A 25472-nucleotide genomic window follows, 5' to 3' on the forward strand; every position below is an offset into this window, starting at 1 on the left:
TTCCGGCCGCCCCTTTCCGCGCGCACCCCGTCAACTGAGCGGTGCCCGCGGGAACTTCCGCTCCCGTTCGCCCTTGGCGGCGGCCTGCTCGGCCTTGACGACGGCCGCGTACTGGTCGACGTACTCCTGCTCGGACAGGGACAGGATCGCGTACATGATCTCGTCGGTGACGGCGCGCAGGACCGCCTTCTCGTTCTCCAGACCGGCGTAGCGGGAGAAGTCCAGCGGCCTGCCGAAGCGGATGACGACCGGGTGGACGTTCGGGATGACCTTGCCCGGCGGCTGGGCCTCGAACGTACCGATCATCGCGCAGGGGATGACCGGTACCCCCGCCTTCAGGGCCATGACCGCCACGCCGACCTTGCCCTTGTACAGCCGGCCGTCGTGCGACCGGGTGCCCTCCGGGTAGATGCCGAGCAGCTCACCCTTGCGCAGCACGCCGAGGCCCTCCCGGATCGCGGCCTGACCGGCATTCCTGCCGGAGCGGTCGACCGGGATCTGCCCGGCGCTGCGGAAGAAGGCCGCAGTGAGCCGGCCCTTGATGCCCGGGCCCGTGAAGTACTCCGCCTTGGCGAGAAAGGTGATGCGCCGTTTGAGGATCGCGGGCATCAGGAAGTGGTCCGAGAACGACAGATGGTTGCCCGCGACGATGGCCGATCCGGACGCCGGCACGTGCTCCAGGCCCTCGATACGCGGCCGGAAGACGAGTCTCAGCAGCGGTCCCAGCAGCACGTATTTGAGCAGGTAGTAGAACAAGGGGTCGCTCCTCACTCGTGCGGATCGGCTCAACCGCCGCGTTCTCGCAGGTCAACCGGCGTGTCGCGGGGGTGCCAGTGTAAGTGCGGGCGCAGTCACGTGGAACCGGGTCCGGTCGTGTCAATGCTGACCCAACGCCGCCTTTACCCATGGGTAATCGGCTGCGCGGTCGGGTGGTTGTGGCACGGGTGGGGAGTGCGGGATCAGCCTTCCGCCCCTGGCGGGCGGGGATCAACTCCGCGGTGCAAGGTGACGCAAACACAGATGCTGCATGGCAGGCATGTGGCTCTTGATTTCAGGGACCATTACTGTTGCCGGCGCCGTTTGAGAACCGAGGTGGGGGCCGGCCCGGTCGGCCCCCACCACGGCACAGTGGTTCAGCTCCCGCCGTTGTAGTACGTGATGTCCCAGTGCGAGCCCTCGTGGGCATAGATGTTGCCCGCTGGTGACCTGTACTGCTTCGCGTGGTCACCGGGGCGCGGGCCGACGTAACGGAACTTCGTCGTCACGTACCGGTCCACGCACGAGGTCAGCTTCACGTCGACCTTGTAGCCGTTCCAGTGGCTGTACGTGCCGGGGGCGTGCCCCGTCTCCGTGCCGCCGGTGATGGTCACCGCGCAACGGCTTGCGCCCTTGAACGCGATCACGCCGGAGATGGTGGTCTTGTTGATCTGGTCGAACGACGTACACCTCGAGTTGTTCCGGTTGCTGCACGCACCGGACGAGGTCCAGGTGATGCCCGCGTTCCGTAACTGCTGGGCCGCGGCCGCGTGCGTGTACTTCGCGGGACCGGCGGCGGCGGAGGGCGCGGCGGCCGTCAGCAGTCCTCCGGCCAAGAGCGCGCTGAGGACGGTGAGCCCGGCGCGCCGGGCCCTGGGTCGGTTCATCGCTTTCCTTCCTTCCGTGGGCTGGATGGTCACCCACTACTCGGCGATCACTGCCCGCATCCGCACTTCGGGCGAACTCCCGCAACGGGGGCGCTCGGGAGCATCCGGGGCATCTCCTGGTCCGGCGCGCGCTGCATGACACGCGCGGGCGTCCAAGAAGTTCGGCCTCGCCCGGAGGCGGCCTCGTGCTGATCCCGCGGACGTACGGTGGGGGACATGGAGCCTCCGCTTCCGGGCCCGCTCGGGCACCTGGCACCGTTGCTCAGCCACTACGGGTACTGGGCCGTCGCTGCTGTGGTCTTCGTGGAGGACTTCGGAATCCCGGCCCCCGGCGAGACGATTCTGATCGCGGCCGGTGTCTACGCCGGGGCCGGGCGGCTGAACGTCGGGGCCGTGGCGGCGATCGCGTTCGTCGCGGCCGTCGCCGGGGACAACATCGGCTACCTGATCGGCCGCTCGGGTGGCCGCGCCTTCGTCCACCGCTGGGGCCGGTACGTGTTCCTCACCCCGGAACGGTTCCGGGCGGCCGAGCGGTTCTTCGCGCACCACGGCGGCAAGATCGTCACTGTGGCACGCTTCATCGAGGGGCTGCGCCAGGCCAACGGCATCATTGCCGGGACATCGGGCATGCCCTGGCGGCGGTTCCTCGCCTTCAACGCACTAGGCGCGGCGCTGTGGGTCGGACTGTGGACCACCCTGGCCTACATCGCGGGCACGCACATCAACGCCGTCTACGACGAGATCAGCCGGTACCAGAGGTACGTGCTGATCGCTTTCGGCGTCCTCGTCGTCGCGCTGGTCGTCCGGCACCTGCTGCGGCGCAGGCGTGCGGGGCGAGAGGTGCAGGGCGAGAGGGAGAGCGTCAGCGACAAGGGGTGAGGCGGCCACCGACCGGCGGCGGGGCGGCGCCGGCCGGCGGCGAGCGGCTCCGTAGGATGGGGCCATGACATCCAGCGTGCGCACCGGCTCCGTGGCCGGCCGAGCGCGTTGGATGCTCCTCGCCCTGGCCGTGCTGGCCGGAGTGCTCGCGATGCACGCGCTGTCCCCGGCCGGCATGCCGGCGTCGGGGCAGCACACGGCCATGATGGCGGCGCCGGGGCAGCACACCGCCATGACGGCGGCGCCCGAGGGGGCCGACCGGCACGCCGCGCCCGTGCACCGGGCCGGCGACGCCTGCCGCCACCTGTCCGACGCGGACGCGGACGGCGGCATGTCCATGCGGCACGCGGGCGGCACCTGCGCGGCCGCCGGTACGTCCACCGCGTACGCGCCGCCCGCCCTGCTGCCCCTGACCGCGGTGCCCGCTGAGCCCGCCGCGGTGCACCCCGGCACCACGGTCGCCGGGGCGAACGACGACCGGGCTCCGCCCGATCTCTCCGAGTTGCAGCTCCTGCGGATCTAGAGGCGCCCGCACGCCGCCCTCACCCGGGGTGGTGTGCACCGGTCCGCCCAAGACCCGTTCTTCCCGCGCTCCCACGCGCGGCCTTCAAGGAGCTGTACTTCTCATGGCATCTCGCGCTGTACCTCTCATGGCATCTCGCCTCAAGGCATCCCGCCGTTCTCTCGTCCGCCGCGCCGCAGCGCTGGCCGGGGCAGCGACCGCCGCGGCGGTTCTGACCGCCTGCGGTGGCGGCGACTCGTCCTCGGAGTCCTCCGGTCACGCCGGGCCCGGCATGGGAGCGATGTCCTCCAGCCCGTCCGCCTCTGCCCGGCAGAGTGGGCACGACGCGCAGGACGTGTCCTTCGCGCAGAAGATGATCCCCCACCACCGGCAGGCCCTCGCCATGGCCGGCCTCGCCCCGTCACGCGCCGGGTCCCAGCAGGTCAAAGACCTCGCCGCCGCCATCAGCAAGGCTCAGGACCCGGAGATCAACACGATGACGGGCTGGCTGAAGGCCTGGGGCGCGAAGGTCCCGGACAGCGGCGCGTCAGGCATGGCGGGCATGCCGGGGATGGACCACTCGGGCTCGTCGGTGCCCGGCATGATGCCGGACGGCGACATGGGCAGGCTGGAGAAGCTGTCCGGTGACGCCTTCGACCAGGCGTTCCTCCAGATGATGATCGGCCATCACGAGGGCGCCGTCGACATGGCCCGGACCGAGAAGGTCAAGGGGGCCTACGGCCCCGCCACGGCGATGGCGGCATCGATCGTCACCTCGCAGTCGGCCGAGATCGCCGAGATGAGGAGGATGCTCGGCCGGCGGTGACGCCCGTCCGCCCCGGGGCGTACGTGCCCGTACGGCCGCCCCGGGGCGCTCCGTGATCGTCAATGGTGCGCGGGCCCGTGCGGCGCCTCACCCGGTCTCCTGATGCGCCGCCGGTCCGATCCCGGACGCCGGCCGGCCGGTGCGGGCCTGCTTCTCGTACAGGTGGATGATCTCGTCCACGGACAGCCCCTTGGTCTCCGGCAGGAAGGCCCACACGAACGCGATCGCCATCAGGCACAGCCCCGCGAAGCAGACCAGCACCCAGCCCAGGCCGATCGCGCCCTGCCAGACCGGGAAGACCTCGATCAGGGCGAAGTTGGCCAGCCAGTCCGCCGTCGCGCACAGCGACGCCGCCCGGCCGCGCACCGCCGTCGGGAACGTCTCGCCCTGAATCAGCCATCCGGTGCCGCCGACGCCGACGGCGAACGCCGCGATGAACAGGTCCAGGCCGATCATCACGACGACGATCTCGGCCGTGCCGCTCAGGAATCCGAGAGCGATACCCGCAAGCACGGCGGCGACCGCCATACCCCCGTAGGCGCCCATGGACAGACGCCGGCGTCCGATGCGGTCGATGTACTTGAAGCCGAAGTACGTCGCCGCCACGTTCACCGCGGTCATGATCGCGGTGACCTCGACACCCGCGATCGCCGCGTCCACGGCCTGGCCGTGCCCGCCGCTCTGGAACAGCGGCGCCAGCAGGTGGGGGCCGTAGTACAGCGGCACGTTGATGCCGGTGATCTGCTGGAACACGAAGAACACGGAGACCACGAGGACCGCCCGGCGTACCCCGGGGGTCCAGTGGCTGACGCGCTTGTCGCTCTGCTCCCGCCGCTCCTGCCGCAGGACCTCCTGTGCGGTGTCCTCGACCTGGCGCAACGAGACCTCGACGCCGAGTTTGCCGAGGGCCTTGCGGACGTCTTCGTACCGGCCCTGCTGCAGCAGCCACCGCGGGGACTCCGGCATCCGGGTGCGCAGCACGAGACCGATCAGTGCGGGCACGGCACCCAGGCCGAAGATCAGCCGCCAGTCTGCGCCGTACGCGTTGCCCGGCATGCTGCGCAGCACGGCCAGGGCCACCAGGTAGGAGACGAGGATGCCGACGGTGATCATCCACTGCTGAAGCATGCTCAGCGAACCCCGCCGGTTGGCGGGCGCGTACTCCGAGATGTAGGCGGTGGCGATGGCGGAGTCCGCCCCGATGGCCAGCCCGATCAGGGTGCGGGCCACCAGGAGCACCTCCGCGTTCCAGGTGACCGCCGACAGCAGCGCCCCGGCCGCGTAGATGCCCGCGTCCACGATCAGCAGCGACTTGCGGCCGAACCGGTCCGTCGCGGGGCCGGCGAGGATCGCCCCGACCGCGGCGCCCACGGAGGCACCCGCCACCAGATAGCCGAGGGCGAAGCCGCTCAGGTGGTACGGGATGAAGTCCAGGACGGAACCGATGTTGGCCGTGTCGTAGCCGAACAGGAAGCCACCGAGGGTCGCCAGGAGGGTCAGCGACCAGTAGAAGGCGCTGGGCTGTCGCCGGTCCAGCGCGGCGAGGACGTTCTCCCGGCGTGCGGGTCCGGGCCGTTGTGCTGCCTGTGTCTCGCTCACGGCGGGGCCTCCTGTCGCGCAAGCGCCCGGCATCCGCCGAGCGCGGCCCTCTTCCGTGTCTCCTGCATCATGCGACGAGTACCCCGCTCGCGCGACCGGAGCATCCCCGACGGCCCCGAGACGACCGGCGAACACGGCCCGAGTCGGCGCCGGGAGACATCGGCGCGCACCAACCCGTGGCCCCGGAGACACCCCGCCAGTGCCCCCGGAGACACGGTCTGCGCCGGGGGCGTCCGCACCGTGTCGGCGCGCCCCCGGCGGATCCGCCGTCAGACGGTCAGTACCTTCTCCAAGGACACCAGCGCCGAGCGGAGCTCGTCCTCCGTGATGGTCAGCGGCGGCGCCAGCCGGATCGTGGAGCCGTGGGTGTCCTTGACCAGGACGCCCTCCCGCATCAGACCTTCGCTGATCTCGCGCCCGGTGCCGATGGCCGGGTCGATGTCGACGCCCGCCCACAGACCGCGCGAGCGGAAACCGACCACACCCCTGCCGACCAGCCCGGTCAGCCCCTCGCGCAGGACCACGCCCAACTCGGCGGCACGGCGCTGGAACTCGCCGGTCTCCAGGAGTTCGACGACCGCCGTGCCGACCGCGGCTGCCAGCGGGTTGCCGCCGAACGTCGACCCGTGCTCGCCCGGCCGCAGCACGCCCAGCACTTCCCGGCTGCCGACGACCGCCGACACGGGCACGATGCCGCCGCCCAGCGCCTTGCCGAGCAGCAGGACGTCCGGCACGACGTCCTCGTGCTCCACGGCGAGGGTGCGTCCCGTGCGGCCGAGACCCGACTGGATCTCGTCCGCCAGGAAGAGGCAGCCCTTGCGGCGCGTCAGTTCCCGTACGCCGGTCAGGTAACCGTCGTCGGGGATGACGACGCCCGCCTCGCCCTGGATCGGCTCGATCAGCACCGCCGCCGTCGTCTCGTCGACCGCGGCCTCCAGCGCCGCCAGGTCGTTGTAGGGGACGATCCGGAATCCAGGGGTGAACGGCCCGAAGCCCGACCGTGCCGTCTCGTCCGTCGAGAAGCTCACGATCGTGGTCGTACGGCCGTGGAAGTTGTCCGACGCGACCACGATCGTCGCCCGGTCGGCCGGCACGCCCTTGACCTCGTACGCCCATTTGCGGGCCACCTTGATGCCGCTCTCCACCGCCTCGGCGCCGGTGTTCATGGGCAGCACCATGTCCTGCCCGGTCAACTCGGCGAGCCGCTCGGCGAATTCGGCTAGCCGGTCGTTGTGGAAGGCGCGGGAGGTGAGGGTGAGCCGGTCGAGCTGGCGGTGGGCCGCCTCGATCAGCACGGGGTGGCGGTGGCCGAAGTTGAGGGCCGAGTAGCCGGCCAGCATGTCGAGGTAACGGCGGCCCTCGACGTCCTCGACCCAGGTGCCCTCGGCGCCGGCCACGACGACGGGCAGGGGGTGGTAGTTGTGCGCGAGGACCGGCTGCTCCGCCTGGATCAGTTCGGCGGAGGAGCGGGTACGGGCGGGTGCGGTCATGAGCGGATCTCCTGGGTGCAGCACTTGATGCCGCCGCCGGCCTTGTGGAACTCGGACAGGTCGACGGGGACGGGGACGTAGCCGCGGTGTGCGAGCTGGTCGGCGAGGGCGGTCGCCCCGGGTGAGATGAACACGTGACGTCCGTCGGAGACGGAGTTGAGGCCGAAGGCCATCGCGTCCTCGCGGGTGGCGATCACCGCGTCCGGGTACAGCCGGGCGAGCACCTCGCGGCTGCCGGGGGAGAAGGCCTCCGGGTAGTAGGCGATGTTCCCGTCACCGCCGTCGGCCCCGTCGTCGAGGACGAACAGCGCCGTGTCCAGGTGGTAGAAGTAGGGGTCCACCAGCGTCAGGCTGATCACCGGGAGGCCGAAGAACTCCTGCGCCTCACGATGGGCCTCCCGGGTGGTGCGAAAGCCGGTGCCGGCCAGGACCCATCGGCCCGTGGGCACCAGGTCGCCCTCGCCCTCGGACACCGACTCCGGCCGGTAGACGTCGAAACCGGCCGACTTGAACCACGTGTCGTAGGGGAGGGACTCGGGACGCCGCTCGGGGGCGTGGAAGAGCGAACCGAAGACACGGCCGCCGGCGACCACCGCGGCGTTCGCGGCGAAGACCATGTCCGGCAGACCGGGCACCGGCTCCACGCAGTCGACGCCGTGGCCGTGGGCACGGTAGACGCGGATCAGCTCGTGCCACTGCCGCTGGGCCAGTGCCACGTCGACGGGGGTGTCGGGATGCATCCAGGGATTGATCGCGTACTGCACGGCGAAGTGTCTGGGTTCGCAGACGACGAAGCGCCGCCGCCGCGGCACACGGGATTCGGGCACAGAGGTGTTCCTCCGCTTCCAGGGGTGTCGACTGAGGGGTGACACAAAGGTAGGAAGCGACCCGGACGCGCGACAAGAAATGAAAGCTGCGCATCCACGCAGGATCGCTGCGTCCTGGCCAGCATTAACGCACGTCCGCTGCGTCCTCGGGTGCGGCGTGGCTGGCCCCCGCCTCCGGACTGTCCGGCAGCAGATGGGACAGCACCATCACACTGATCGTCTTGCGGATGAACGGCTCCGTCCGGATCCGCTCCAGCACCTCCTCGAAGTGCTGCACGTCCCGTGCCCGCACATGCAGCAGCGCGTCCGCGCCGCCCGTCACCGTCATGGCCGCCGTGATCTCCGGGTGGTTGCGGACGACCTCCGCGAGCCGCCGCGGCGGAGCCGCGCCCTCGCAGTACACCTCGACGTACGCCTCCGTGCGCCAGCCCAGCGCCGACGGCTTCACCGTGGCCGTGAACCCGGTGATCACACCCGCCTCGCGCAGCCGGTCCACCCGGCGCTTGACCGCCGTCGCGGACAGACCGATCGCCGCGCCGATCTCCGGGAAGCTGCTGCGGGCGTTGGCCATGAGGGCGGTGAGGATCTTCCGGTCGAGCTCGTCGAACGGCGCTGGCCTGCTGTTCATGTCGGCACTGTATCCAGCGGGAACGTCCATACCCGGCACATGTCCAGGCGTGCGGATCACCCCTACACTCCACGTTCATGCTCCGCGCCCTCGCCGTCGACGACGAACGCCCCTCGCTGGAGGAGCTGCTCTACCTGCTGGGCGCGGACCCCCGCGTCGGCGGCGTCGAGGGCGCCGGTGACGCCACCGAGGCGCTGCGCCGCATCAACCGGGCGCTCCGGTCGGGTCCCGCCGGCCCGGACGCCATCGACGTGGTCTTCCTCGACGTCCAGATGCCCGGCCTGGACGGGCTGGACCTGGCCCGGCTGCTGACCGGGTTCGCCGAGCCGCCGCTGATCGTGTTCGTCACCGCCCACGAGGACTTCGCGGTGCAGGCCTTCGACCTCAAGGCCGTCGACTACGTCCTCAAGCCGGTCCGCAAGGAGCGGCTGGCCGAAGCCGTGCGCCGGACCGCCCAACTGCGCGGCACCGCGCCCCGGATTCCGGTGAGCGAGCCCGACCCCGACCACCTCCCCGTCGAACTCGGCGGCGTGACCCGGTTCGTCGCCGTCGACGACATCACCCACGTCGAGGCGCAGGGCGACTACGCGCGCCTGCACACCGACAGGGGCAGCCACCTGGTGCGCATCCCGCTGTCCACGCTGGAGGAGCGCTGGCGCTCCCGCGGCTTCGTCCGCATTCACCGCCGCCACCTGGTGGCGCTGCGCCACATCGGCGAACTCCGCCTGGACGCGGGCACGGTGAGCGTGCTCGTCGGCTCCGAGGAACTCCAGGTCAGCCGCCGCCACGCCCGCGAACTGCGGGACCTGCTGATGCGCCGGACCGCGCGCTAGGGGGGTACATGCCGCAGGACACCACGTGCCGAGGGAAGCCCATGCCACAGGACCCGACCGAGCGCCGAGTCGTCGTCACCGGCCCGCCCCGCCGCATCCGGCGTGCCCCCGGCCACTACCGCCCCCGCACGGAGATCGACGAGCAGACCACCCTCGGGCACACCTACGTCCGCTCCCTGATGCGCACCCAACTGCGCGCCGCGCTGACGGTGTGCGCGGTGCTGGTCCTGCTCGTCGGCCCGCTGCCGCTGGTGTTCGCGGCCGCCCCGGACGCCCGTCGGCTGCGGTGGGCGGTGCTCGGCTTCTGCCTGTACGCGCCCCTGGTCCTGCTCGCCCGCTGGTACGTCCGCCGCGCCGAACGCAACGAACGCGACTTCGTACGCCTCGTCGAGGACCGCTGAGAGGACCGCCCGGACCGTGAACTCCGGCTACGCCGTCCCCGCCGTCGCCCTGGTCGTCGTGGCCACGGTCCTCGTCGGCGCCTTCGGCCTGCGCATCTCACGCACCACCTCCGACTTCTACGTCGCCTCCCGCACCGTCGGCCCGCGCCTGAACGCGGCCGCCATCGGCGGCGAGTACCTCTCCGCCGCCTCCTTCCTCGGCATCGCCGGCCTGGTGCTGGTGCAGGGCCCGGACATGCTGTGGTACCCGGTGGGCTACGCGGCCGGCTACCTGGTGCTGCTCCTGTTCGTCGCCGCCCCGCTGCGCCGCTCCGGCGCCTACACGCTGCCCGACTTCGCCGAGGCCCGGCTTGCCTCGCACGCCGTACGGCGGCTCGCCGGCGGCTTCGTCGTCGGGGTCGGCTGGCTCTATCTGCTGCCCCAACTCCAGGGCGCCGGACTGACCTTGACGGTGCTCACCGGAGCACCCGACGCACTCGGCGGCGTGATCGTCGCCCTCGTCGTGGTCGCGACCGTGGCCGCGGGCGGCATGCGCAGCATCACCTTCGTGCAGGCCTTCCAGTACTGGCTGAAACTGACCGCGCTGCTCGTCCCCGCCCTCTTCCTGGTACTCGCCTGGCAGGCCGACGGCGCGCCCCGCCACGCCTTCGACGAACCGACGGCCTTCCGGGAGCAGCGCACCGTCCGCGTCGGCGACACCCTCGATCTCCGCCTGGACCGGCCGCTGTCCGTCACCGTGACCGGCACGGTCGACGGCCGCGGCCACGACGCCCGGCCGGTACGGCTGTCCGCCGGCGTCCACCGCGTCGAGCGCGGCACCCGCCTGACCTTCCCGCGGGGCAGCGAGGTACCCGAGGCGAGGCCCGGCAGCAGCGGCGCCGTGTCCACCGCGTCGGCCGCGGGCGGCGAGCGGCGCCCGCTGTACGCCACCTACGGACTGATCCTCGCCACCTTCCTCGGCACCATGGGCCTGCCGCACGTCGTGGTCCGCTTCTACACCAGCCCGCACGGGGTCGCCGCCCGCCGCACGACGGTTGCGGTCCTCGTACTGATCGGCGGCTTCTACCTGCTGCCGCCCGTCTACGGTGCCCTGGGCCGCCTGTACACCCCGGAACTGGCTCTCACCGGGGACGCGGACGCCGCCGTCCTGCTGCTGCCCGACCGCATGATCGGCGGCCTCGGCGGCGACCTGCTGGGCGCGCTGGTCGCGGGCGGCGCCTTCGCCGCGTTCCTGTCCACCGCCTCCGGCCTGACCATGGCCGTGGCCGGGGTGCTGGCCCAGGACGTCCTGCCCTCGCGCGGCGTACGGCACTTCCGGCTCGGCACGGTGCTGGCCATGGCCGTCCCGCTCGCCGCCAGTGTGCTGGTCGGCGGACTGCCGGTCGCCGACGCCGTCGGGCTGGCCTTCGCCGTGTCCGCCTCGTCCTTCTGCCCCCTGCTCGTCCTCGGCATCTGGTGGCGGCGCCTCACCCCACCCGGCGCGGCCGCCGGGATGCTGGTGGGCGGCGGCTGTGCGCTCGCCGCCGTCGCCGCGACCATGGCGGGCTACCCCGGTGCCGGCCCGCTGCGCACGCTGCTCGCCTGGCCCGCCCTGTGGTCGGTGCCGCTGGGTTTCCTCACCATGGCGCTCGTCTCCCTTGCCACGCCGGGCCGGGTGCCCGCCGGGACGGCGGCCGTCCTGGCCCGGCTCCACCTCCCCGAGCAGCTGCGGGCGGAGGTCAGGGCATGAGCGGCTTCCTGGCCGGGCTGTGCGTGGCCGTCCTGCCGCTGCTCGCCGCCGGTTTCTGGCTCGGCCGGCGCACCGCCCGCCCGGAGAGCCTCGGCGGACTCGGCACCCCGGTCGAGCACGCCACCTTCCAGACCCTGCACACCGCCTCCCTGGCCGCGCCCCCGCTGCGGGCGGGGCTGACGGAGGACACCGCCCGCCGATCGGCCCGCCGGCTGCGCTCCCTGCTCGGCACCGACGCCCTGTGTCTCACGGACGACCAGCGGGTCCTGGCCTGGGACGGCGTGGGCGGACACCACCGCGCCGAAATCATGGAACGCCTCACCGGCCCCCTGGAGACCGGCCGCGGTGAGGCCTTCCGGCTCGACTGCGCGACCCAGGACTGCCCGGTGCGGTGGGCGGTCGTCGCCCCGCTCACCGTCGACGACCGCGTGCACGGCGCCCTCGTCGCCTGCGCACCCCGCGAGTCGGCCGTCCTGGTGCGGGCGGCCGCCGAGGTCGCCCGCTGGGTCTCCGTCCAGTTGGAGCTCGCCGACCTGGACCGCTCCCGCACCCGGCTCATCGAGGCCGAGATCAGGGCCCTGCGCGCCCAGATCTCACCGCACTTCATCTTCAACTCCCTCGCGGTGATCGCATCCTTCGTCCGTACCGACCCCGAACGCGCCCGTGAACTGCTGCTGGAGTTCGCCGACTTCACCCGCTACTCGTTCCGCCGGCACGGCGACTTCACCACCCTCGCCGACGAACTCCACGCCATCGAGCACTACTTGGCGCTCGTCCGGGCACGCTTCGGCGACCGCCTCGCCGTCACCCTGCAGATCGCCCCCGAGGTGCTCCCCGTGGCGCTGCCCTTCCTGTGTCTGCAGCCGCTGGTGGAGAACGCCGTCAAACACGGCCTCGAAGGCAAGCCGGACACCTGCCACATCCGGATCACCGCGCAGGACGCCGGGGCCGAGGCCCTGGTCGTCATCGAGGACGACGGCGCCGGGATGGACCCCGAGTTGCTGCACCGCATCCTGGCCGGCGAGGTCAGCCCCTCGGGCGGCATCGGGCTGTCCAACGTCGACGACCGGCTGCGCCAGGTCTACGGTGACGCTCACGGCCTCGTCATCGAGACCGCGCCGGGGGCGGGCATGAAGATCACCACCCGGCTGCCGAAGTACCAGCCGGGCGTGCACTCTTCGGGGCGCCTCGCCGTGGAGTGAGAGTCAGGTGCCGCGGGTGACGACCATGCCGAGGGTGATCAGGCCCAGGACGACCCAGCCGAACCACAGCCAGCCGCTGCTGCCTAGCGCCACCGTGTAGGCCGTCACCACGACGAGGGCGCCGACGGTGAGCACCCCCATCGCCTTCGTGGAACTGTCCGTGGAACCGGGCATCGCGACACCCTCCTCATGGTCCGTCCCCCTCCATGGTGCCCCCGTTCTGCTTTCTGACGGCACACACGACCAGATGCGTTCCGGACTTCCACGGACCCTCGCTCGTCCAGGACGCCGCCTCGTACACCGAAGGGTCGAAGCCGTAGTCGCCCGGCGGTACGTCCTGGGAGCAGGCCGCGTCGGACGCGGTGCGGGCCCCGGCGAGCGTGACACCGCGGGCCAGCCTGGTGAAGCCCAGCACCTCCTGATCGTGCCGACCGGTGCAGGGCACCAGGCGGGCCTCCCGGTTCGAGTGGACGTCCAGACAGTCCCGCTTCTGCATGGTGGCGGTGTCGGGGAAGGCCGAGCCCGTTTTGCGGTGATCGCCCAGCGGGCCGTACACCGGACCATGTGCGCCGAGCACCAGGCACACGGTGCGCCGCCCGGCGGCCTCGAATCCCGCCACGGTCGGTACGACGGCCAGACCCCGCACGTCCGCGAGCCTCTCCCGGACCTCCTGCGTCCGCTGCTCGCACCGCGCCGGACCCAGCCGCGCCGCCTCCGCGGCGGACGCGGCGGGCACGAAGCCCATCACCTGACCGTCGGGTGCCTTGTCCCGGCAACTGGGATCCACGCTCAGCCGCGGCGTGCCCTGGAAGCGGCCGTCCGGCCAGTCGGCCAGCACGCAGTCACCGTCCTTGAGCGGCGCGCTCAGCCCGACGGCCTTCCCGTAGGGCTGCGCGGTTGCGCCTGTCGTCCGGTTGGCCATGGCGTACCAGACGCCGCCCAGGGCGAGGACCAGCCCGAGGGCCAGGGACAGGACGGGCCGGAGGAAGCGGCGGCGGGTGCGGTGCCGCCGACCGGGGGTGGCGGCGGGCGCGGGAGCCGGCGATGGGCCGGGGTCCGGGGCGGATGGTGTTCCGGAGCCGTGTGGGCGGGAGGTCGGCGTGGAGGGTGCTTTGAGGCTGTGTGGGCTGGGGGGCGGGGCGGATGGTGCTGCGAAGCCGTGTGCGTTGGGGGCCGGGGCGGATGGTGCGGTGAAGCCGTGTGCGTTGGGGGCCGGGGTGGACGCGGCTTCGAAGCCGTTCCGGCCGGTGACCGGGGTGGACGGTGCGTCGAAGGTGTTCCGGCCGAGTGTCGAACCGGAAGTAGGCAAGAGCCGGTTCTGACCTGGCCCGGCTTCCCAGGGCGGCTCGGAACCCACGTCGGTCCGGGTCCGCCGGTAGTGCTCGGACGCGGACTCGGGCACGACGATCCGCGACAGCGCCGCCTCCGCGTCGGCCGCCGTGGTCCGTCGCGCGGGATCCTTCTCGAGCATCGCGCGGAGGACGGGTTCCAGCGCGCCCGCCCGCACCGGTGGCCGCGGCTCCTCCATCACCACGGCGGTGATCTCCGCGAGGTGCGACCCGCGCTCGAAAGGACCCTGTCCCTCGACGGCGTAGTAGAGCGTGCAGCCCAGTGAGAAGAGGTCGGCGGCCGGCGTGGGTGCCCCGCCCGTGGCACGTTCCGGTGCCAGATAGCCCGCGGTGCCCACGAGGACGGACGTCAGCGTGTATCGCGTCTCGTCGGCGTCCGGGCGCACGGAGATGCCGTAGTCGGTGAGCAGGACCCGCGCGTACGGCGCGCCCGCGCGGTCCGCTGCGAGCAGGATGTTCGCCGGTTTCACGTCCCGGTGCATCACCCCGCGCTCGTGCCCCGCGGTCAGTGCGTCCAGCACGGCCAGTCCGACGCGGGCGCACTCGGCGGGCGGCAGCGGGCCGTGCCGGGCGACCAGCTCGCGCAGGTCCAGCGCGCCCGGCACGTACTCCATGACGATCCACGGCAGCCCCTCGTGCTCCAGCACGTCGTGCACGGTCACGACGTGCGGGTGGCCGCGCAGTCCGGCCGCGTGCCGGGCCTCGGCCCGCGCCCGGGCGACCCGGGCCTCCCGCTCGGCGTCGGCCTCCGCGGGGCTGCTGAACACGATCTCCTTGAGGGCTACCTCGCAGGCCAGTCTCTGGTCGAGGGCGAGCCACACATGGCCCATCCCGCCGCTGCCCAGGCGGTTCAGCAGCAGGTACCGGCCGGCGACGACCCGGCCCACTCCCGACGTCGGTGATCCTGAAGGCATCCGTTGACTCCCGGGTTCGGCGAGGGTGCTACGTCCTCGGGCCCGCAAAGGGGGGCGACGGCCGCGGGCGGTGTGCTGCTCACCGGTCGGCCGCTGGTGGAGTGCTCGGCGACGCGGGGGCACCGGTGGCCGGAGCCCGGCTGTTCGTCTTCGGCGGTGTGCCGGTGCCCCCGGGAGGAGAACCGGCCGTCCTCGGCGGTGAGGGGGACGTCGGCTCCGCGGTGGGGGCCGTGCTCGACGGCCGCGGCTGTACGGGCGTCGGAGTGCTCGACCGGGGCGTGGGGGACGCGGACTGCGGGCTTGACGGGGAGGACCCCGAGCCGGTCGGCCGGTTCGAGGTCGGCATGCGGGACGATGGCCCGGAGGACGAGGTCCCTCCTGAGGACGTTCCTCCGGACGAGGTCCCTCCCGAGGACGGTCCTCCTGAGGACGGCCCTGAGGACGAGGTCCCTCCTGAGGAAGGCTCTCCTGAGGAAGGCCCTCCGGACGAGGTCCCTCCTGAGGAAGGCCCTTCGGACGAGGTCCCTCCTGAGGAAGGCCCTTCGGACGAGGTCCCTCCTGAGGACGAGGTCCCTCCCGAGGATGGCCCTCCTGAGGACGTTCCTCCGGACGAGGTCCCTCCCGACGACGGCCCTCCCGACGACGGCCCTGCGGACGACCCCCCTCCGGAGGACAGCCCTCCGGAGGAGGGGCCGGAGGACGACGGTGTGGAAGACGTCCCCGCCCCGCCTCCGGACGACGACCCGCTCCCACCCCCGGACGACGCCGGCTCGGACGACGAGGTTCCGGACGTGCCCTGGTCAGTCGGCGGCGGCGCTTTGGTGGGGCCGGACGGCCCGGGAGCCGTGGGAGGAGGCGCACCGTCGCTCGTCTCCCCGGCCACGTGCAGCGTCACGTACGCCCCGAACCGCAGTGCGGTGCCTGCGGGCGGATCGGACGCCGTGACCCTGTCGTCCGCCGCGGGCTGCCGGGTGCCCGCGTAGCCGACCGCGAGCCCGAGCGCGGCCAGGCGCCGGCTCGCCTCCCCGAACGTCATCACGGTCAGGTCCGGCACCGTGATCCGCCGGTGCGCGTCGAACGTCGAGTCCTGCCGTCCCGTCGTGCCGACCGGCCGTTTGATGCCCACGCCCGGATCGTCGACGTCCACGAGCGCCAGCTGCTGCAGTTTCCGCGGGGCGGGCTGCACGGCGACCAGCGACGCCCGGTCGTACCCCGGCCATTTCCGGTTGCCGTCGTCGAAGCTGACCGAAATCCGGCTCGGGTCGCCGGGGAAGGGCCGCAGTGGATTTCCGCACGAGCACTTCACGGCGGGGAGTCCCTGAGCGTCCACGAGGACGGCGATTCCCGCCTGGAGCAGAGAGCTGAAGGGGACTGCCTTTTCCTTCTTGTAGTCGTGGTTCTGCACAAGAGTGTCGTGACGCAGGAGAACAGGAGTGAGCCGGTCCAGATAATCCGGGATCTCACCGGTGGTGATTCCGAAGACACCGGCCCACGCCTGAGCCTTTCGGTGATTGGCGGGATCGGTGAGGAATTTCTTCAGCCGGGCCACATCGCAGATGGTCGGCTTCCTCGTCCCGCCGTACAGGCCGGGCGTGTCACCCAGCTGCAGGGTGCCGCGGACCGGCTGCGCGCGGAGCCCGGTGTCGTGGCCCAGTCCCTCACGCTCGTCGAAGAAGGGCGCGAGCGAAGGAACTCCCGCGGCAACCGCCTTCACTACGAACAATTGTGCGCCGTGACTGCATCCACTGAGAACCAGCACGAAAACCAGCAGGACGGCGACGTTCCGGAGTGCCGATTTCCCTGCGTTCTGCATGAACACGCGAATTTTCATCACCGCTCCCCCCGGCGGCAGTTCCCCCATCGCGTTTCATGCTACTGAATGAGAGGCCTTTCAGCGCCCACGTGCGTTGAGTGAGGCCAAATAGGCGTTGTATGCCTCGAGTTCCTTGTCGCCGTCACGGTCCGCGGCCCGGTCCTTGCGCTTGGCCTGCCGCTGCTCGGAGCCGTACCACTGGAACAGCAGCGCGAGCAGCACCAGTACGGAGGGGATCTCGCTGAACGCCCAGGCGATGCCGCCGGCCGCGTTCTGGTCGGAGAGGGCGTCGATGCCGAGCGAGGCGGGCGGGTGCTTGAAGGTGCTGACCATGGGCGTGGAGGCCATCATCAGCGCGATGCCGAAGAACGCGTGGAACGGCATCCCCGCGAACAGCTCCAGCATCCGCATGAGGTACCCCGGCCGGTTCGGGCCGGGGTCCACGCCCATGATCGGCCAGAAGAACGCCAGTCCCACCGCGAGGAAGTGGACCATCATGGCGACGTGTCCGGCCTTGGACCCCATCAGGAAGTCGAAGATCGACGTGAAGTACAGCGCGTACAGACTCGCGATGAACAGGGGGATGGTGAACGCCGGGTGCGTGATGATCCGCATGTAGCGGCTGTGCAGCAGTGCCAGCAGCACCTCGCGCGGCCCCTTGCGGCCCTTGCCGGCGACCGGCAGCGCGCGCAGCGCCAGGGTGATGGGGGCGCCGAGCAGGATCAGGATCGGGGAGAGCATGCTGATGACCATGTGCTGGACCATGTGCACGCTGAACATGACCATGCCGTAGTCGTTCAGCCCGGTGCACATCATCAGCCCGACGGTCAGCACACCGGCCGCGTACGCGACCGTGCGCCCCACCGGCCACGAGTCACCGCGCCGCCGCAGCCGCACCACGCCCCAGCCGTACAGGGCGAGCCCGAGCAGGCAGGCGACCAGGAAGAACGGGTCCGCGGACCAGTGGAGCCCCCGTGCGAGCGTGAACGGCGGCAGATCCGTCATCATGCCGTGCCCGCTGTGATCCATCCGCCGGCTCCTGTTTCGTGGGGGTTGTACGCGTCTGTCCGCACCCAAGAGTAGAACCGCCCCCGGCCGCGCTTGCGACCGGGGGCGGAGCAGCCTGTTCAGGGCGAACGTCAGAGAACGCACTCCGCTTCGGCGTACCGAGCCTCCGGCACCGTCTTCAGCGTCTCCACCGCCTCGGCCAGCGGCACCGTCACGATGTCGGTCCCGCGCAACGCGGTCATCCTGCCGAACTCGCCACGGTGCACGGCCTCCACCGCGTGCCAGCCGAACCGCGTCGCAAGTACCCGGTCGTACGCCGTCGGCGTGCCGCCGCGCTGCACATGGCCCAGGATGACCGGGCGGGCCTCCTTGCCGAGCCGCTCCTCCAGCTCGATGGAGAGCTGCCGGGCGATCCCGGCGAACCGCTCGTGGCCGTAGAGGTCCTTGCCGCCCTCGTCGAAGTCCATGGTGCCCGGCCTGGGCTTGGCGCCTTCGGCCGCCACGACGATCGCGAACCTCTTGCCCGCCTCGAAGCGCTCGCCGACCTTCTTCGTCAACTCCTCGATGTCGAAGGGCCGTTCCGGGACGACGATGGCGTGGGCGCCGGCCGCCATGCCGGACTGCAGCGCGATCCACCCGGTGTGGCGGCCCATGACCTCGACGATCAGCACGCGCTGGTGCGACTCGGCGGTCGTCTTCAGGCGGTCCAGGGCCTCGGTGGCGACGGTCACAGCGGTGTCGAAGCCGAAGGTGACGTCGGTGACCGCGATGTCGTTGTCGATGGTCTTCGGCACGCCGACGATGGGCAGACCGTTGTCCGACAGCAGGCGGGCCGCCTTGAGCGTGCCCTCGCCGCCGATCGGGATGATCGCGTCGAGGCCGAGCTCCGCGAGATGGCCCCTGGCCCGCTCCACGCCGTCCCGCAGGTGCTCGGGGCGGACCCGGGAGGAGCCGAGGATGGTGCCGCCGCGGGCGAGGATGCCGCCCACCGCGTCGAGGTCGAGCTTGAGGTAGTCGCACTCCAGGAGGCCCTTCCAGCCGTCCCGGAAGCCGATGACCTCGTCGCCGTGGTCGACGACGGCACGGTGCACGACGGACCGGATGACGGCGTTCAGGCCGGGGCAGTCGCCGCCGGACGTGAGGACACCAATGCGCATAGCCCGAATAACCTTCTCCACGTGGGCACGGGACCGGACCGCGCTGTCCGGCTCGATCCCCGCCACCCTAGCGGCACCAGGGGGCGGGGCCGAACCATGCGTCCGCCTGCTGGACGGGGCCGCTCACCTGTGCGGACGGCCCGTCAGACGGGCTCGTCCGCCGACTGCCCAGCGGCTGTCCCTACGCAGGCTGCTCCGCAGCCGTACCTACGCAGGCTGCTCCGCAGCCGTACCTACGCAGGCTGCTCCGCAGCCGCGATGCGCTCGTTGCGGAGCGCCTCGTACCAGCGGTCGTCGATCGGCGGCAGGGCGTTGACGTCGAGTGCCAGCTTCAGCAGCAGGTCGGCGATCTGCGGGTTGCGGGCCAGCACCGGCCCGTGCATGTACGTGCCGAAGACGGTGTCGTTGTACGCGCCCTCCGTGCCGTCGCCCGTGCCGTTGCCCTTGCCCAGGCGTACCTGGGCCAGGGGGCGGGCCGTGGGGCCGAGGTGGGTGACGCCCTGGTGGTTCTCGAACCCGGTCAGCGGGGGCAGCCCGAGGCGCGGGTCGATGTCCGCCAGGACGTCGCCGACGCACCGCTCTCCCTCGCCGCGCACCGAGACCACGTCGAGCAGGCCGAGGCCCGGCTCGCGCTGGCCCAGGTCGTTGATGAACTCGTGGCCGAGGATCTGGTAGCCGGCGCAGACGGAGAACACGATCGCGCCGTTCTGCACGGCCTGGTACAGGTGCCCGTCGCGGCGCAGCCGCTCGGCCGCCAGCCGCTGCGGCCGGTCTTCGCCACCGCCGATCAGGTAGATGTCGCCGGAGGTCGGAATCGGCTGGTCGCTGCGCACGTCGAGCCGGGCCACGTCCAGTCCGCGCTGCCGGGCCCGCCGCTCCACGACGAGGGCGTTGCCCTGGTCGCCGTAGGTGCTCAGCAGGTCCGGGTAGATCCACACCAGACGCAGTTGGTTGTCGGTCATGAAGTGATCGTCCTTCGTGGTCAGTTGCCGACGCGGCGGCGCAGGTCCTGGAACGCGGTGTAGTTCGCGATGACCTCGATGCGGCCCGGCGGTGCCTGCTGCACGGCCTGGTCGAGGTTCTCGCAGACCTGGAAGTGCTGGTTCGCCACCTCCAGGCGCACCGCGAGGTCCAGCTTCCGGTCGCCGATCACGAAGAGGGGGTGGCCGGTGAGGCGGGTGTAGTCGACGTCCCACAGCCAGGAGGTGTCGGTGCCGTCGGCGCCGCGCGCGTTCACGGACAGGATGACCGGGGTCGGCGGCGGGTCGATCAGGGAGAACGTCTCCAGCCAGCCGGCCGGGTTCTTCGCCAGCAGCAGGCGCAGGTCGCGGCCCTGGAACTGGACCACGTCGTAGCGCCCGGCGACCGCCTGCACCTGGTACATCCGCTCCAGCGCCACCTGCGGCGGCACTCCGAAGACGGCGGCGACGGCCGCGGAGCTGGCCGCGTTGGCCTTGTTGGCGCGGCCCGGCAGCTGGAGGTGGATCGGCCAGGCCGAGCCGTGCGGGTCGAGAACGTGGTCGCCGGACAGCGCCCAGCTCGGCGTGGGCCGGCGGAACCCGCAGTCGCCGCAGAACCAGTCCTCGCCGGGGCGCTGCATCACACCGCCGCAGGACGGGCAGGACCAGGCGTCGTCCTTCCACATCTGGCCGGCGGCGACCCAGATCACATTGGGGGAGGAGGACGCGGCCCACACCACCAGCGGGTCGTCGCAGTTGGCGACGATCACGGCCTTGGTCCCGGACAGGCCCTCACGCCAGTTCTCCGCGAGCATGCGGGTCTCGGCGGCCCGGTCGAGCTGGTCGCGGGAGAGGTTGAGCAGCGCGATGCACTTGGGGTCGGTGTCGCGGGCCACACCCGCGAGGTACTTCTCGTCGACCTCGATCACGCCGAACTTGGCCTCCGAGCTGCCCGCGAGCGCCGAGGTGATGCCGGCCGGCATGTTGGCGCCGAGCGCGTTGGAGACGACCGGGCCGGCCGCCCGCAGGGCCTCGGCGATGAGCCGGGTGGTCGTGGTCTTGCCGTTGGTCGCCGAGACCAGGACCACGTCCAGGTTCTGGGCCAGCCGGGCGAGCAGGTCGGGGTCGAGCCTGAGGGCCACCCGACCCCCGATCACCGAACCGCTGCCGCGTCCCGCGGCGCGCGATGCCGCAGCGACTGCCTTGCCCGCGGTCACGGCCAGCTTGGCCCGCGGCGTGAGCGGGTCCGAGTTGCCTGCCATCAGTTCTCGATCCTCCTTGCGTACGCGCCGCGCCTCAAAGCCATTCGGCAACGTGGTGTGGACCTCAGCCTATCGAGATCATTCGCGCTCCCGAACCCCGGCACCGTCGCGACGCCCGCGCGCCCTTCGCGCGGGACAGTAGGACCGTACCCTTGCCGCCATGCGAAACGGCTCGATCCCGGGCGCCCGCGGGCGCGTCCGGCCCCTCACCCTGCTCGGTGACCCCCTCCTGCGGGCCCCGTGCCAGGAGGTCACCGACTTCGGTACCGAACTGGCCCGGCTCGTGGAGGACTTGTTCGCGACGATGTACGCGGCGCAGGGGGTGGGCCTGGCCGCGAACCAGATCGGCGAGCCGCTGCGCGTGTTCGTCTACGACTGTCCGGACGACGATGATGTCCGGCATGTGGGACATGTGGTGAACCCGCGGCTCGTCGAGTCCGACGGCGTGGTGATCCGCGGACCCGAGGGCTGTCTGTCCCTGCCGGGTCTGGAGGCCGGGACGGAGCGCTGCGACCACGCGGTCGTCGAGGGGTTCACGATGACCGGGGAGCCGGTGACCGTGCACGGAACGGGATTCTTCGCCCGGTGTCTTCAGCACGAGTGCGACCACCTGGCGGGCCGCCTGTACGTGGATCACCTCACGGGGTGGCGGAAGCGACGCCTGCTGCGGCAGGCCGCGCGGGCGCCGTGGGGGCGGTGACGTTCGCGCGGCCGCGGGCCGCCGTTCGGCCGGTCGCGCCCACGCGGCGCAGCCGCGCACCAGCCCCACGGCCCTGAGAGCGGCAGCTCACCCGGGCGGCGTCAGAAGCCCGGTCCGCCCATCTTGTCCCCCGCCGCCGCCAGACGACCCCACAACAGATCGGCCAGACTCCGCACCAGTTCCGCCCGGGAACACGGCCGTTCCCCGAGCCACCAGTCGCCCGCCGCATGCATCATCCCGACGATGCCGTGGCCCCAGACCCGCGCGAGCTGCTGGCTGCCCGGCCCGAGGTCCAGTCGCTCCTCGATCACCTGGGCCAGCTCCTCGCCCATGCGGCGCAGCAGCGGTGCGGAGTGCTTGCCGACGTCGAAGCCCTGGTCGCCGCCCTGGCTGCCCTCTGCCGGGTGCATCAGGAACCGGTACACCTGGGGGCGGGCCTCGATGGCCGAGAGGTAGGTGTCCAGCGTGGACTCCACCCGCTCCCGCCGGTCGGCCGGCGCGTCCAGCGCCGCCCGCAGTGAATCGAGCAGGGCGTCGGTGTGCCGCTTGGCCAGGGCGGCGTACAGACCGCCCTTGTCACCGAAGTGGCGGTAGAGGATCGGCTTGGTGATGCCGGCCTCGGCCGCGATGGCGTTCATGGAGGCCTGCGGCCCGTCGCGCAGCACCACTCGGTCGGCGGCCTCCAGCAGCTCGCGCCGTCGGCGGTCGGCGGACCGTTGCTGATCGGTCCGCTGCGTGGTGTCCATGAGCTCTCCCCACCCGTGCTGATTCGGTGACGCCTGCGCAAACTAACACTGACCGAGCCCCCGGCATCGAACGGGCTGCCGACCGGTCAGTAGGAGTTGACTTTTCCTACTTGCCAGTAACAGACTCGTGTTACCGCAAGTAACATGCACGTGCACCGCAGGAGGGGACATGGCCGAGTTCACCATGGAGCTCAACGACGAACAGAAGGAGGTTCGGGACTGGCTCCACGGCTTCGCCGCCGACGTGATCCGCCCCGCGGCCGCCGAATGGGACGAGCGTGAGGAGACTCCCTGGCCGGTCATCCAGGAGGCCGCGAAGGTCGGCATCTACTCCCTCGACTTCTACGCCCGGCAATACTTCGACTCCACCGGCCTCGGCATCCCCATGGCGATGGAGGAGCTCTTCTGGGGCGACGCGGGCATCGCCCTGTCCATCGTGGGCACGGGCCTGGCCGCGGTGGGCGTCCTCGCCAACGGCACCGAGGAACAGATCGGTACCTGGATCCCCCAGATGTACGGCGACGTCGACGATGTCAAGGTCGCCGCGTTCTGCTCCTCCGAACCCGACGCCGGCTCCGACGTCGCCTCCATGCGTACGCGCGCGGTGTACGACGAGGCCAGGGACGAGTGGGTGATCAACGGCACGAAGACCTGGGCGACCAACGGCGGCATCGCCAACGTCCACGTCGTCGTCGCCGTGGTCGACCCGGAGCTCGGCTCCAAGGGCCACGCCTCCTTCATCGTCCCGCCGAACACGCCGGGTCTGTCCCAGGGCCAGAAGTTCAAGAAGCACGGCATCCGTGCCTCGCACACCGCCGAGGTCGTCCTCGACGACGTACGGGTTCCCGGCTCCTGCCTGCTGGGCGGCAAGGAGAAGCTGGACGAGCGCCTCGCCCGCGCCCGCGAGAAGGCCCGCAAGGGCACGGAGCGCGTCAAGAACGCGGCCATGGCCACCTTCGAGGCGTCCCGGCCGGCGGTCGGCGCGATGGCGGTGGGCACCGCCCGGGCCGCCTACGAGGTCGCCCTCGACTACGCCATGACGCGTCAGCAGTTCGGCCGGCCCATCATCGACAACCAGGCGGTCGCCTTCCAGCTCGCCGACATGCGCACCCGGATCGACGCGGCCCGGCTGCTGGTGTGGCGGGCCTCCTGGATGGCGGTCAACGGCAAGCAGTTCACCGCCGCCGAGGGCTCGATGTCGAAGCTCTTCGCCAGCGAGACCGCGAAGGAGGTCACCGCCCAGGCGATCCAGATCCTGGGCGGCAACGGCTACACCCGGGAGTACCCGGTGGAGCGGATGCACCGGGATGCGGCCATCTACACCATCTTCGAGGGGACCAGCGAGATTCAGCGGCTGGTGATCGCGCGGACGGTCTCCGGGATGCCGATCCGGTAGGCGCCGAGCCGGTGAGCGCCGCAGGGGTGCGGTCCGATCGCGGTATGCCGGTCCGTTGCGCTTGCCGCGCGGCTCCCCGCGCCCCTGCGACACGAGGGCTCACCGGTGTTTCAGCGGTGTCAGCTGCTCGATGTCGTAGCGCTTCCTGAGGTCCTCGATCGCCTCGAGGTCCGGCGGACCCCCGGAGCCCAGGATCTCCAGGAGCTCCTCGAAGTACCGCTCGTGGTCCGGCGGCGGGGAGGTCTGGAAGAACATCTTCGCCGCGGTGCCGGTCGGGTTGGCGAACGCGTGCGGGCAGCCGGGCGGGACGACGATCACCGTGCCGGGTGTCGCCCGTACCACCCGGTTGCCCGAACGGGACTCCCACTTCTGCCAGTTGTCGGGGGTCCGCACGAGAGGTTCGAAGGCGAGCACGTCCAGCTCTCCCTCGAGCACGTAGAACAACTCCTCGCTGCGGCTGTGCACATGGGCGCCGACGTCGAAACCCGGCGGCACCTCCACCTCGAAGGTGGAGGTGAACCGCGAGTGCGAGCCGGTCACCTTGAACGTCACGCGCTGGGCGGGTGTCTCGACGACCCGGCCGTGGCCCGGTGGCACGAGCAGCCCGTCCGCCGCGCCGACCGGGGAGCCGTCGACCGCGGTGGCCGTGCCGAGCAGAGGCTGATTGGTCGCCGTCATCGTCGGCTCACCACGTCACGGGCAGCGCCTCGGGCCCGCGGATCAGCGCGCCCTTCTTGCAGGGCACCCCGTCGGGCGGCACCGCCGGCCTCAGCCCCGGCACCCGGTCGAGGAGCGCGCCGACGAGCTCCCGCAGGGCGATCGGGGACAGCCCGACCGCGTTGCGGTGCGGGAACGTAGCGCAGCAGTTCGTCGATGGCCTGCGGACGGAGCACGGCGAGCCCGGCGGCCTCCTCCGGCGTGATCTCGCCCTTGCCGACGGCGGCCCCCGGCAGCGAACCGAGCCGCTGGTCCGTGCCGTCCTTCAGCGAGCCGATGAGGTCGGTGAAATACGCGGTCATCCGGTGCTCGGCCCCCTCGCCGACATCGGCGCCGTGCGAGGAGGACGGGATCAGCTGCGTCCAGGTGTGCACGGCGTGCCCGTCGGCGGCCGGTACACCCATCAGCTCGCAGATCACCGCGATCGGGAACCGGCTCAGCACCGCCGCGCTCAGGTCGGCGGGCGGCCCGTCCCGGAGCATCTCGTCGACCAGCTCGCCGAGCGTCTGGCGGCCCCGCTTGCGGACCCGAGCGACGCCGCGCGCCGTGAAGGCGGGGGCGACCGCGCGGCGCGGCCGGGTGTGGCCCGGCGGGTCCGGGAGGCCCACCGCGCCACGGAACGGGACGAAACGCGGCGCGAGCCGGGTGACCTGCCCGTCCATGACGACCTCGCGGGTGAAGCGCGGGTCGTTGGTGACCATGCGGACATCCTCCATGCGGGTGACCGGCCACGCCCAGCCCTTGCCGTTGGGCAGCTGGATGCGGGTGACGGGGCCCTCCCGCATCAGGTCGGTGAGGACCGGGCCCAAGCCGACGCCGCTCAGGTCGCGCGCCGGCCACTGCCGGACCGGGGGCAGGGCCCCGGCGAGCCTCTCCTCGGTGATTCCGGGCT

24 protein-coding genes and 1 pseudogene are annotated in these 25472 nt (G+C 71.7%); 9 read left to right on the forward strand and 16 right to left on the reverse strand.

Going from position 1 to position 25472, the window contains the following annotated elements; genetic code table 11:
- Window positions 1-30: 30 nt before the first annotated feature.
- Window positions 31-756 (reverse strand): lysophospholipid acyltransferase family protein, encoded by a 726-nt coding sequence (locus tag AB0A61_RS07685; protein ID WP_361287729.1) that lies wholly within the window; start codon window positions 754-756, stop codon window positions 31-33.
- A gap of 377 nt (window positions 757-1133) precedes the next feature.
- On the reverse strand, window positions 1134-1643 hold the full coding sequence (locus AB0A61_RS07690) for a hypothetical protein (RefSeq protein ID WP_361287732.1): 510 nt from the start codon (window positions 1641-1643) through the stop codon (window positions 1134-1136).
- A gap of 216 nt (window positions 1644-1859) precedes the next feature.
- On the opposite strand from AB0A61_RS07690, the gene AB0A61_RS07695 reads away from it, so the two are divergent.
- The 3 genes from AB0A61_RS07695 to AB0A61_RS07705 all read left to right on the forward strand — a co-directional run bounded on the left by AB0A61_RS07695 (window position 1860) and on the right by AB0A61_RS07705 (window position 3850).
- Window positions 1860-2522, forward strand: coding sequence for a DedA family protein (locus tag AB0A61_RS07695; RefSeq protein WP_361287735.1), 663 nt, complete (start codon window positions 1860-1862; stop codon window positions 2520-2522).
- A gap of 64 nt (window positions 2523-2586) precedes the next feature.
- Entirely contained in the window at window positions 2587-3045 is a 459-nt protein-coding gene (locus AB0A61_RS07700; protein ID WP_361287737.1) for a DUF6153 family protein, read from the forward strand.
- 127 nt (window positions 3046-3172) lie between these two features.
- Window positions 3173-3850: a DUF305 domain-containing protein gene (locus tag AB0A61_RS07705; RefSeq protein ID WP_361287740.1), complete on the forward strand. Its 678-nt coding sequence runs from the start codon at window positions 3173-3175 to the stop codon at window positions 3848-3850.
- A gap of 87 nt (window positions 3851-3937) precedes the next feature.
- Here AB0A61_RS07705 and AB0A61_RS07710 read toward each other — a convergent pair whose 3' ends face one another.
- From AB0A61_RS07710 to AB0A61_RS07725, 4 genes are all read right to left on the reverse strand, one after another.
- Complete coding sequence (locus AB0A61_RS07710) at window positions 3938-5449, reverse strand: sugar porter family MFS transporter (RefSeq protein ID WP_361287743.1); 1512 nt, start codon at window positions 5447-5449, stop codon at window positions 3938-3940.
- Between the two features lie 269 nt (window positions 5450-5718).
- The gene (gene rocD / locus AB0A61_RS07715) at window positions 5719-6939 is read right to left on the reverse strand and encodes an ornithine--oxo-acid transaminase (RefSeq protein ID WP_361287746.1); all 1221 of its coding nucleotides are present in this window, start codon (window positions 6937-6939) and stop codon (window positions 5719-5721) included.
- Window positions 6936-7766 carry a dimethylargininase gene (ddaH, locus tag AB0A61_RS07720; protein WP_361287749.1) on the reverse strand — a complete coding sequence of 277 codons (831 nt, stop codon included), beginning with the start codon at window positions 7764-7766 and terminating at the stop codon, window positions 6936-6938. Before ddaH ends, rocD begins: the two co-directional genes overlap by 4 nt.
- Window positions 7767-7890: 124 nt before the next feature.
- On the reverse strand, window positions 7891-8394 hold the full coding sequence (locus tag AB0A61_RS07725) for an Lrp/AsnC family transcriptional regulator (protein ID WP_361287752.1): 504 nt from the start codon (window positions 8392-8394) through the stop codon (window positions 7891-7893).
- Window positions 8395-8471: 77 nt separating this feature from the next.
- Between AB0A61_RS07725 and AB0A61_RS07730 the strand changes: the two genes are divergently transcribed.
- The 4 genes from AB0A61_RS07730 to AB0A61_RS07745 are packed head-to-tail and all read left to right on the forward strand — an operon-like array spanning window position 8472 to window position 12559.
- On the forward strand, window positions 8472-9227 hold the full coding sequence (locus AB0A61_RS07730; protein WP_361287755.1) for a LytTR family DNA-binding domain-containing protein: 756 nt from the start codon (window positions 8472-8474) through the stop codon (window positions 9225-9227).
- A gap of 41 nt (window positions 9228-9268) precedes the next feature.
- Window positions 9269-9628 (forward strand): hypothetical protein, encoded by a 360-nt coding sequence (locus AB0A61_RS07735; RefSeq protein ID WP_361287758.1) that lies wholly within the window; start codon window positions 9269-9271, stop codon window positions 9626-9628.
- Between the two features lie 16 nt (window positions 9629-9644).
- Window positions 9645-11357, forward strand: coding sequence for a cation acetate symporter (locus AB0A61_RS07740; protein WP_361287761.1), 1713 nt, complete (start codon window positions 9645-9647; stop codon window positions 11355-11357).
- Window positions 11354-12559: a histidine kinase gene (locus AB0A61_RS07745; protein WP_361287764.1), complete on the forward strand. Its 1206-nt coding sequence runs from the start codon at window positions 11354-11356 to the stop codon at window positions 12557-12559. The genes AB0A61_RS07740 and AB0A61_RS07745 overlap by 4 nt, the downstream gene beginning before the upstream one ends.
- Window positions 12560-12562: 3 nt before the next feature.
- On the opposite strand, the gene AB0A61_RS07750 is transcribed toward AB0A61_RS07745, so the two are convergent.
- From AB0A61_RS07750 to AB0A61_RS07780, 7 genes are all read right to left on the reverse strand, one after another.
- A complete protein-coding gene (locus AB0A61_RS07750; RefSeq protein WP_361287767.1) occupies window positions 12563-12733 on the reverse strand; it encodes a hypothetical protein in 171 nt (56 codons plus the stop codon).
- Between the two features lie 13 nt (window positions 12734-12746).
- A complete protein-coding gene (locus AB0A61_RS07755) occupies window positions 12747-14822 on the reverse strand; it encodes a protein kinase (RefSeq protein WP_361287770.1) in 2076 nt (691 codons plus the stop codon).
- Between the two features lie 79 nt (window positions 14823-14901).
- Entirely contained in the window at window positions 14902-16683 is a 1782-nt protein-coding gene (locus AB0A61_RS07760) for a DUF6777 domain-containing protein (RefSeq protein ID WP_361287773.1), read from the reverse strand.
- Between the two features lie 30 nt (window positions 16684-16713).
- Entirely contained in the window at window positions 16714-17664 is a 951-nt protein-coding gene (locus AB0A61_RS07765) for a cytochrome c oxidase assembly protein (protein WP_361287776.1), read from the reverse strand.
- 110 nt (window positions 17665-17774) lie between these two features.
- Window positions 17775-18800, reverse strand: a complete 1026-nt coding sequence (locus tag AB0A61_RS07770; protein ID WP_361287779.1) for a 6-phosphofructokinase — start codon at window positions 18798-18800, stop codon at window positions 17775-17777.
- Between the two features lie 233 nt (window positions 18801-19033).
- Window positions 19034-19762, reverse strand: a complete 729-nt coding sequence (locus AB0A61_RS07775) for a glutamine amidotransferase (RefSeq protein ID WP_361287782.1) — start codon at window positions 19760-19762, stop codon at window positions 19034-19036.
- A gap of 20 nt (window positions 19763-19782) precedes the next feature.
- Window positions 19783-21021, reverse strand: a complete 1239-nt coding sequence (locus AB0A61_RS07780) for a MurT ligase domain-containing protein (protein ID WP_361287785.1) — start codon at window positions 21019-21021, stop codon at window positions 19783-19785.
- A gap of 160 nt (window positions 21022-21181) precedes the next feature.
- Between AB0A61_RS07780 and def the strand changes: the two genes are divergently transcribed.
- The gene (gene def / locus AB0A61_RS07785; RefSeq protein ID WP_361287787.1) at window positions 21182-21721 is read left to right on the forward strand and encodes a peptide deformylase; all 540 of its coding nucleotides are present in this window, start codon (window positions 21182-21184) and stop codon (window positions 21719-21721) included.
- A gap of 101 nt (window positions 21722-21822) precedes the next feature.
- On the opposite strand, the gene AB0A61_RS07790 is transcribed toward def, so the two are convergent.
- Entirely contained in the window at window positions 21823-22467 is a 645-nt protein-coding gene (locus AB0A61_RS07790) for a TetR family transcriptional regulator (RefSeq protein ID WP_361287789.1), read from the reverse strand.
- Window positions 22468-22636: 169 nt separating this feature from the next.
- On the opposite strand from AB0A61_RS07790, the gene AB0A61_RS07795 reads away from it, so the two are divergent.
- Window positions 22637-23863 (forward strand): acyl-CoA dehydrogenase family protein, encoded by a 1227-nt coding sequence (locus AB0A61_RS07795; RefSeq protein WP_361287791.1) that lies wholly within the window; start codon window positions 22637-22639, stop codon window positions 23861-23863.
- Window positions 23864-23962: 99 nt separating this feature from the next.
- On the opposite strand, the gene AB0A61_RS07800 is transcribed toward AB0A61_RS07795, so the two are convergent.
- A complete protein-coding gene (locus AB0A61_RS07800; RefSeq protein WP_361287794.1) occupies window positions 23963-24541 on the reverse strand; it encodes a cupin domain-containing protein in 579 nt (192 codons plus the stop codon).
- Between the two features lie 7 nt (window positions 24542-24548).
- Window positions 24549-25464 (reverse strand): annotated as a pseudogene (locus tag AB0A61_RS07805) (cytochrome P450).
- Between the last annotated feature and the right edge of the window lie 8 nt (window positions 25465-25472).

The organism is Streptomyces sp. NPDC046197, from assembly GCF_040646295.1.
Lineage (GTDB): Bacteria > Actinomycetota > Actinomycetes > Streptomycetales > Streptomycetaceae > Streptomyces.

What these genes read in the sequence shown, in the direction of transcription:
- AB0A61_RS07795 (WP_361287791.1), top strand. Translation starts at nt 22,637, where the DNA reads ATGGCCGAGTTCACCATGGAGCTCAACGACGAACAGAAGGAGGTTCGG.
- def (WP_361287787.1), top strand. Translation starts at nt 21,182, where the DNA reads ATGCGAAACGGCTCGATCCCGGGCGCCCGCGGGCGCGTCCGGCCCCTC.
- AB0A61_RS07745 (WP_361287764.1), top strand. Translation starts at nt 11,354, where the DNA reads ATGAGCGGCTTCCTGGCCGGGCTGTGCGTGGCCGTCCTGCCGCTGCTC.
- AB0A61_RS07695 (WP_361287735.1), top strand. Translation starts at nt 1,860, where the DNA reads ATGGAGCCTCCGCTTCCGGGCCCGCTCGGGCACCTGGCACCGTTGCTC.
- AB0A61_RS07755 (WP_361287770.1), bottom strand. Translation starts at nt 14,822, where the DNA reads ATGCCTTCAGGATCACCGACGTCGGGAGTGGGCCGGGTCGTCGCCGGC.
- AB0A61_RS07775 (WP_361287782.1), bottom strand. Translation starts at nt 19,762, where the DNA reads ATGACCGACAACCAACTGCGTCTGGTGTGGATCTACCCGGACCTGCTG.
- AB0A61_RS07705 (WP_361287740.1), top strand. Translation starts at nt 3,173, where the DNA reads ATGGCATCTCGCCTCAAGGCATCCCGCCGTTCTCTCGTCCGCCGCGCC.
- AB0A61_RS07750 (WP_361287767.1), bottom strand. Translation starts at nt 12,733, where the DNA reads ATGCCCGGTTCCACGGACAGTTCCACGAAGGCGATGGGGGTGCTCACC.
- AB0A61_RS07760 (WP_361287773.1), bottom strand. Translation starts at nt 16,683, where the DNA reads ATGGGGGAACTGCCGCCGGGGGGAGCGGTGATGAAAATTCGCGTGTTC.
- AB0A61_RS07735 (WP_361287758.1), top strand. Translation starts at nt 9,269, where the DNA reads ATGCCACAGGACCCGACCGAGCGCCGAGTCGTCGTCACCGGCCCGCCC.
- AB0A61_RS07770 (WP_361287779.1), bottom strand. Translation starts at nt 18,800, where the DNA reads ATGCGCATTGGTGTCCTCACGTCCGGCGGCGACTGCCCCGGCCTGAAC.
- AB0A61_RS07690 (WP_361287732.1), bottom strand. Translation starts at nt 1,643, where the DNA reads ATGAACCGACCCAGGGCCCGGCGCGCCGGGCTCACCGTCCTCAGCGCG.
- AB0A61_RS07800 (WP_361287794.1), bottom strand. Translation starts at nt 24,541, where the DNA reads ATGACGGCGACCAATCAGCCTCTGCTCGGCACGGCCACCGCGGTCGAC.
- AB0A61_RS07700 (WP_361287737.1), top strand. Translation starts at nt 2,587, where the DNA reads ATGACATCCAGCGTGCGCACCGGCTCCGTGGCCGGCCGAGCGCGTTGG.
- AB0A61_RS07780 (WP_361287785.1), bottom strand. Translation starts at nt 21,021, where the DNA reads ATGGCAGGCAACTCGGACCCGCTCACGCCGCGGGCCAAGCTGGCCGTG.
- AB0A61_RS07790 (WP_361287789.1), bottom strand. Translation starts at nt 22,467, where the DNA reads ATGGACACCACGCAGCGGACCGATCAGCAACGGTCCGCCGACCGCCGA.
- rocD (WP_361287746.1), bottom strand. Translation starts at nt 6,939, where the DNA reads ATGACCGCACCCGCCCGTACCCGCTCCTCCGCCGAACTGATCCAGGCG.
- AB0A61_RS07765 (WP_361287776.1), bottom strand. Translation starts at nt 17,664, where the DNA reads ATGGATCACAGCGGGCACGGCATGATGACGGATCTGCCGCCGTTCACG.
- AB0A61_RS07725 (WP_361287752.1), bottom strand. Translation starts at nt 8,394, where the DNA reads ATGAACAGCAGGCCAGCGCCGTTCGACGAGCTCGACCGGAAGATCCTC.
- AB0A61_RS07730 (WP_361287755.1), top strand. Translation starts at nt 8,472, where the DNA reads ATGCTCCGCGCCCTCGCCGTCGACGACGAACGCCCCTCGCTGGAGGAG.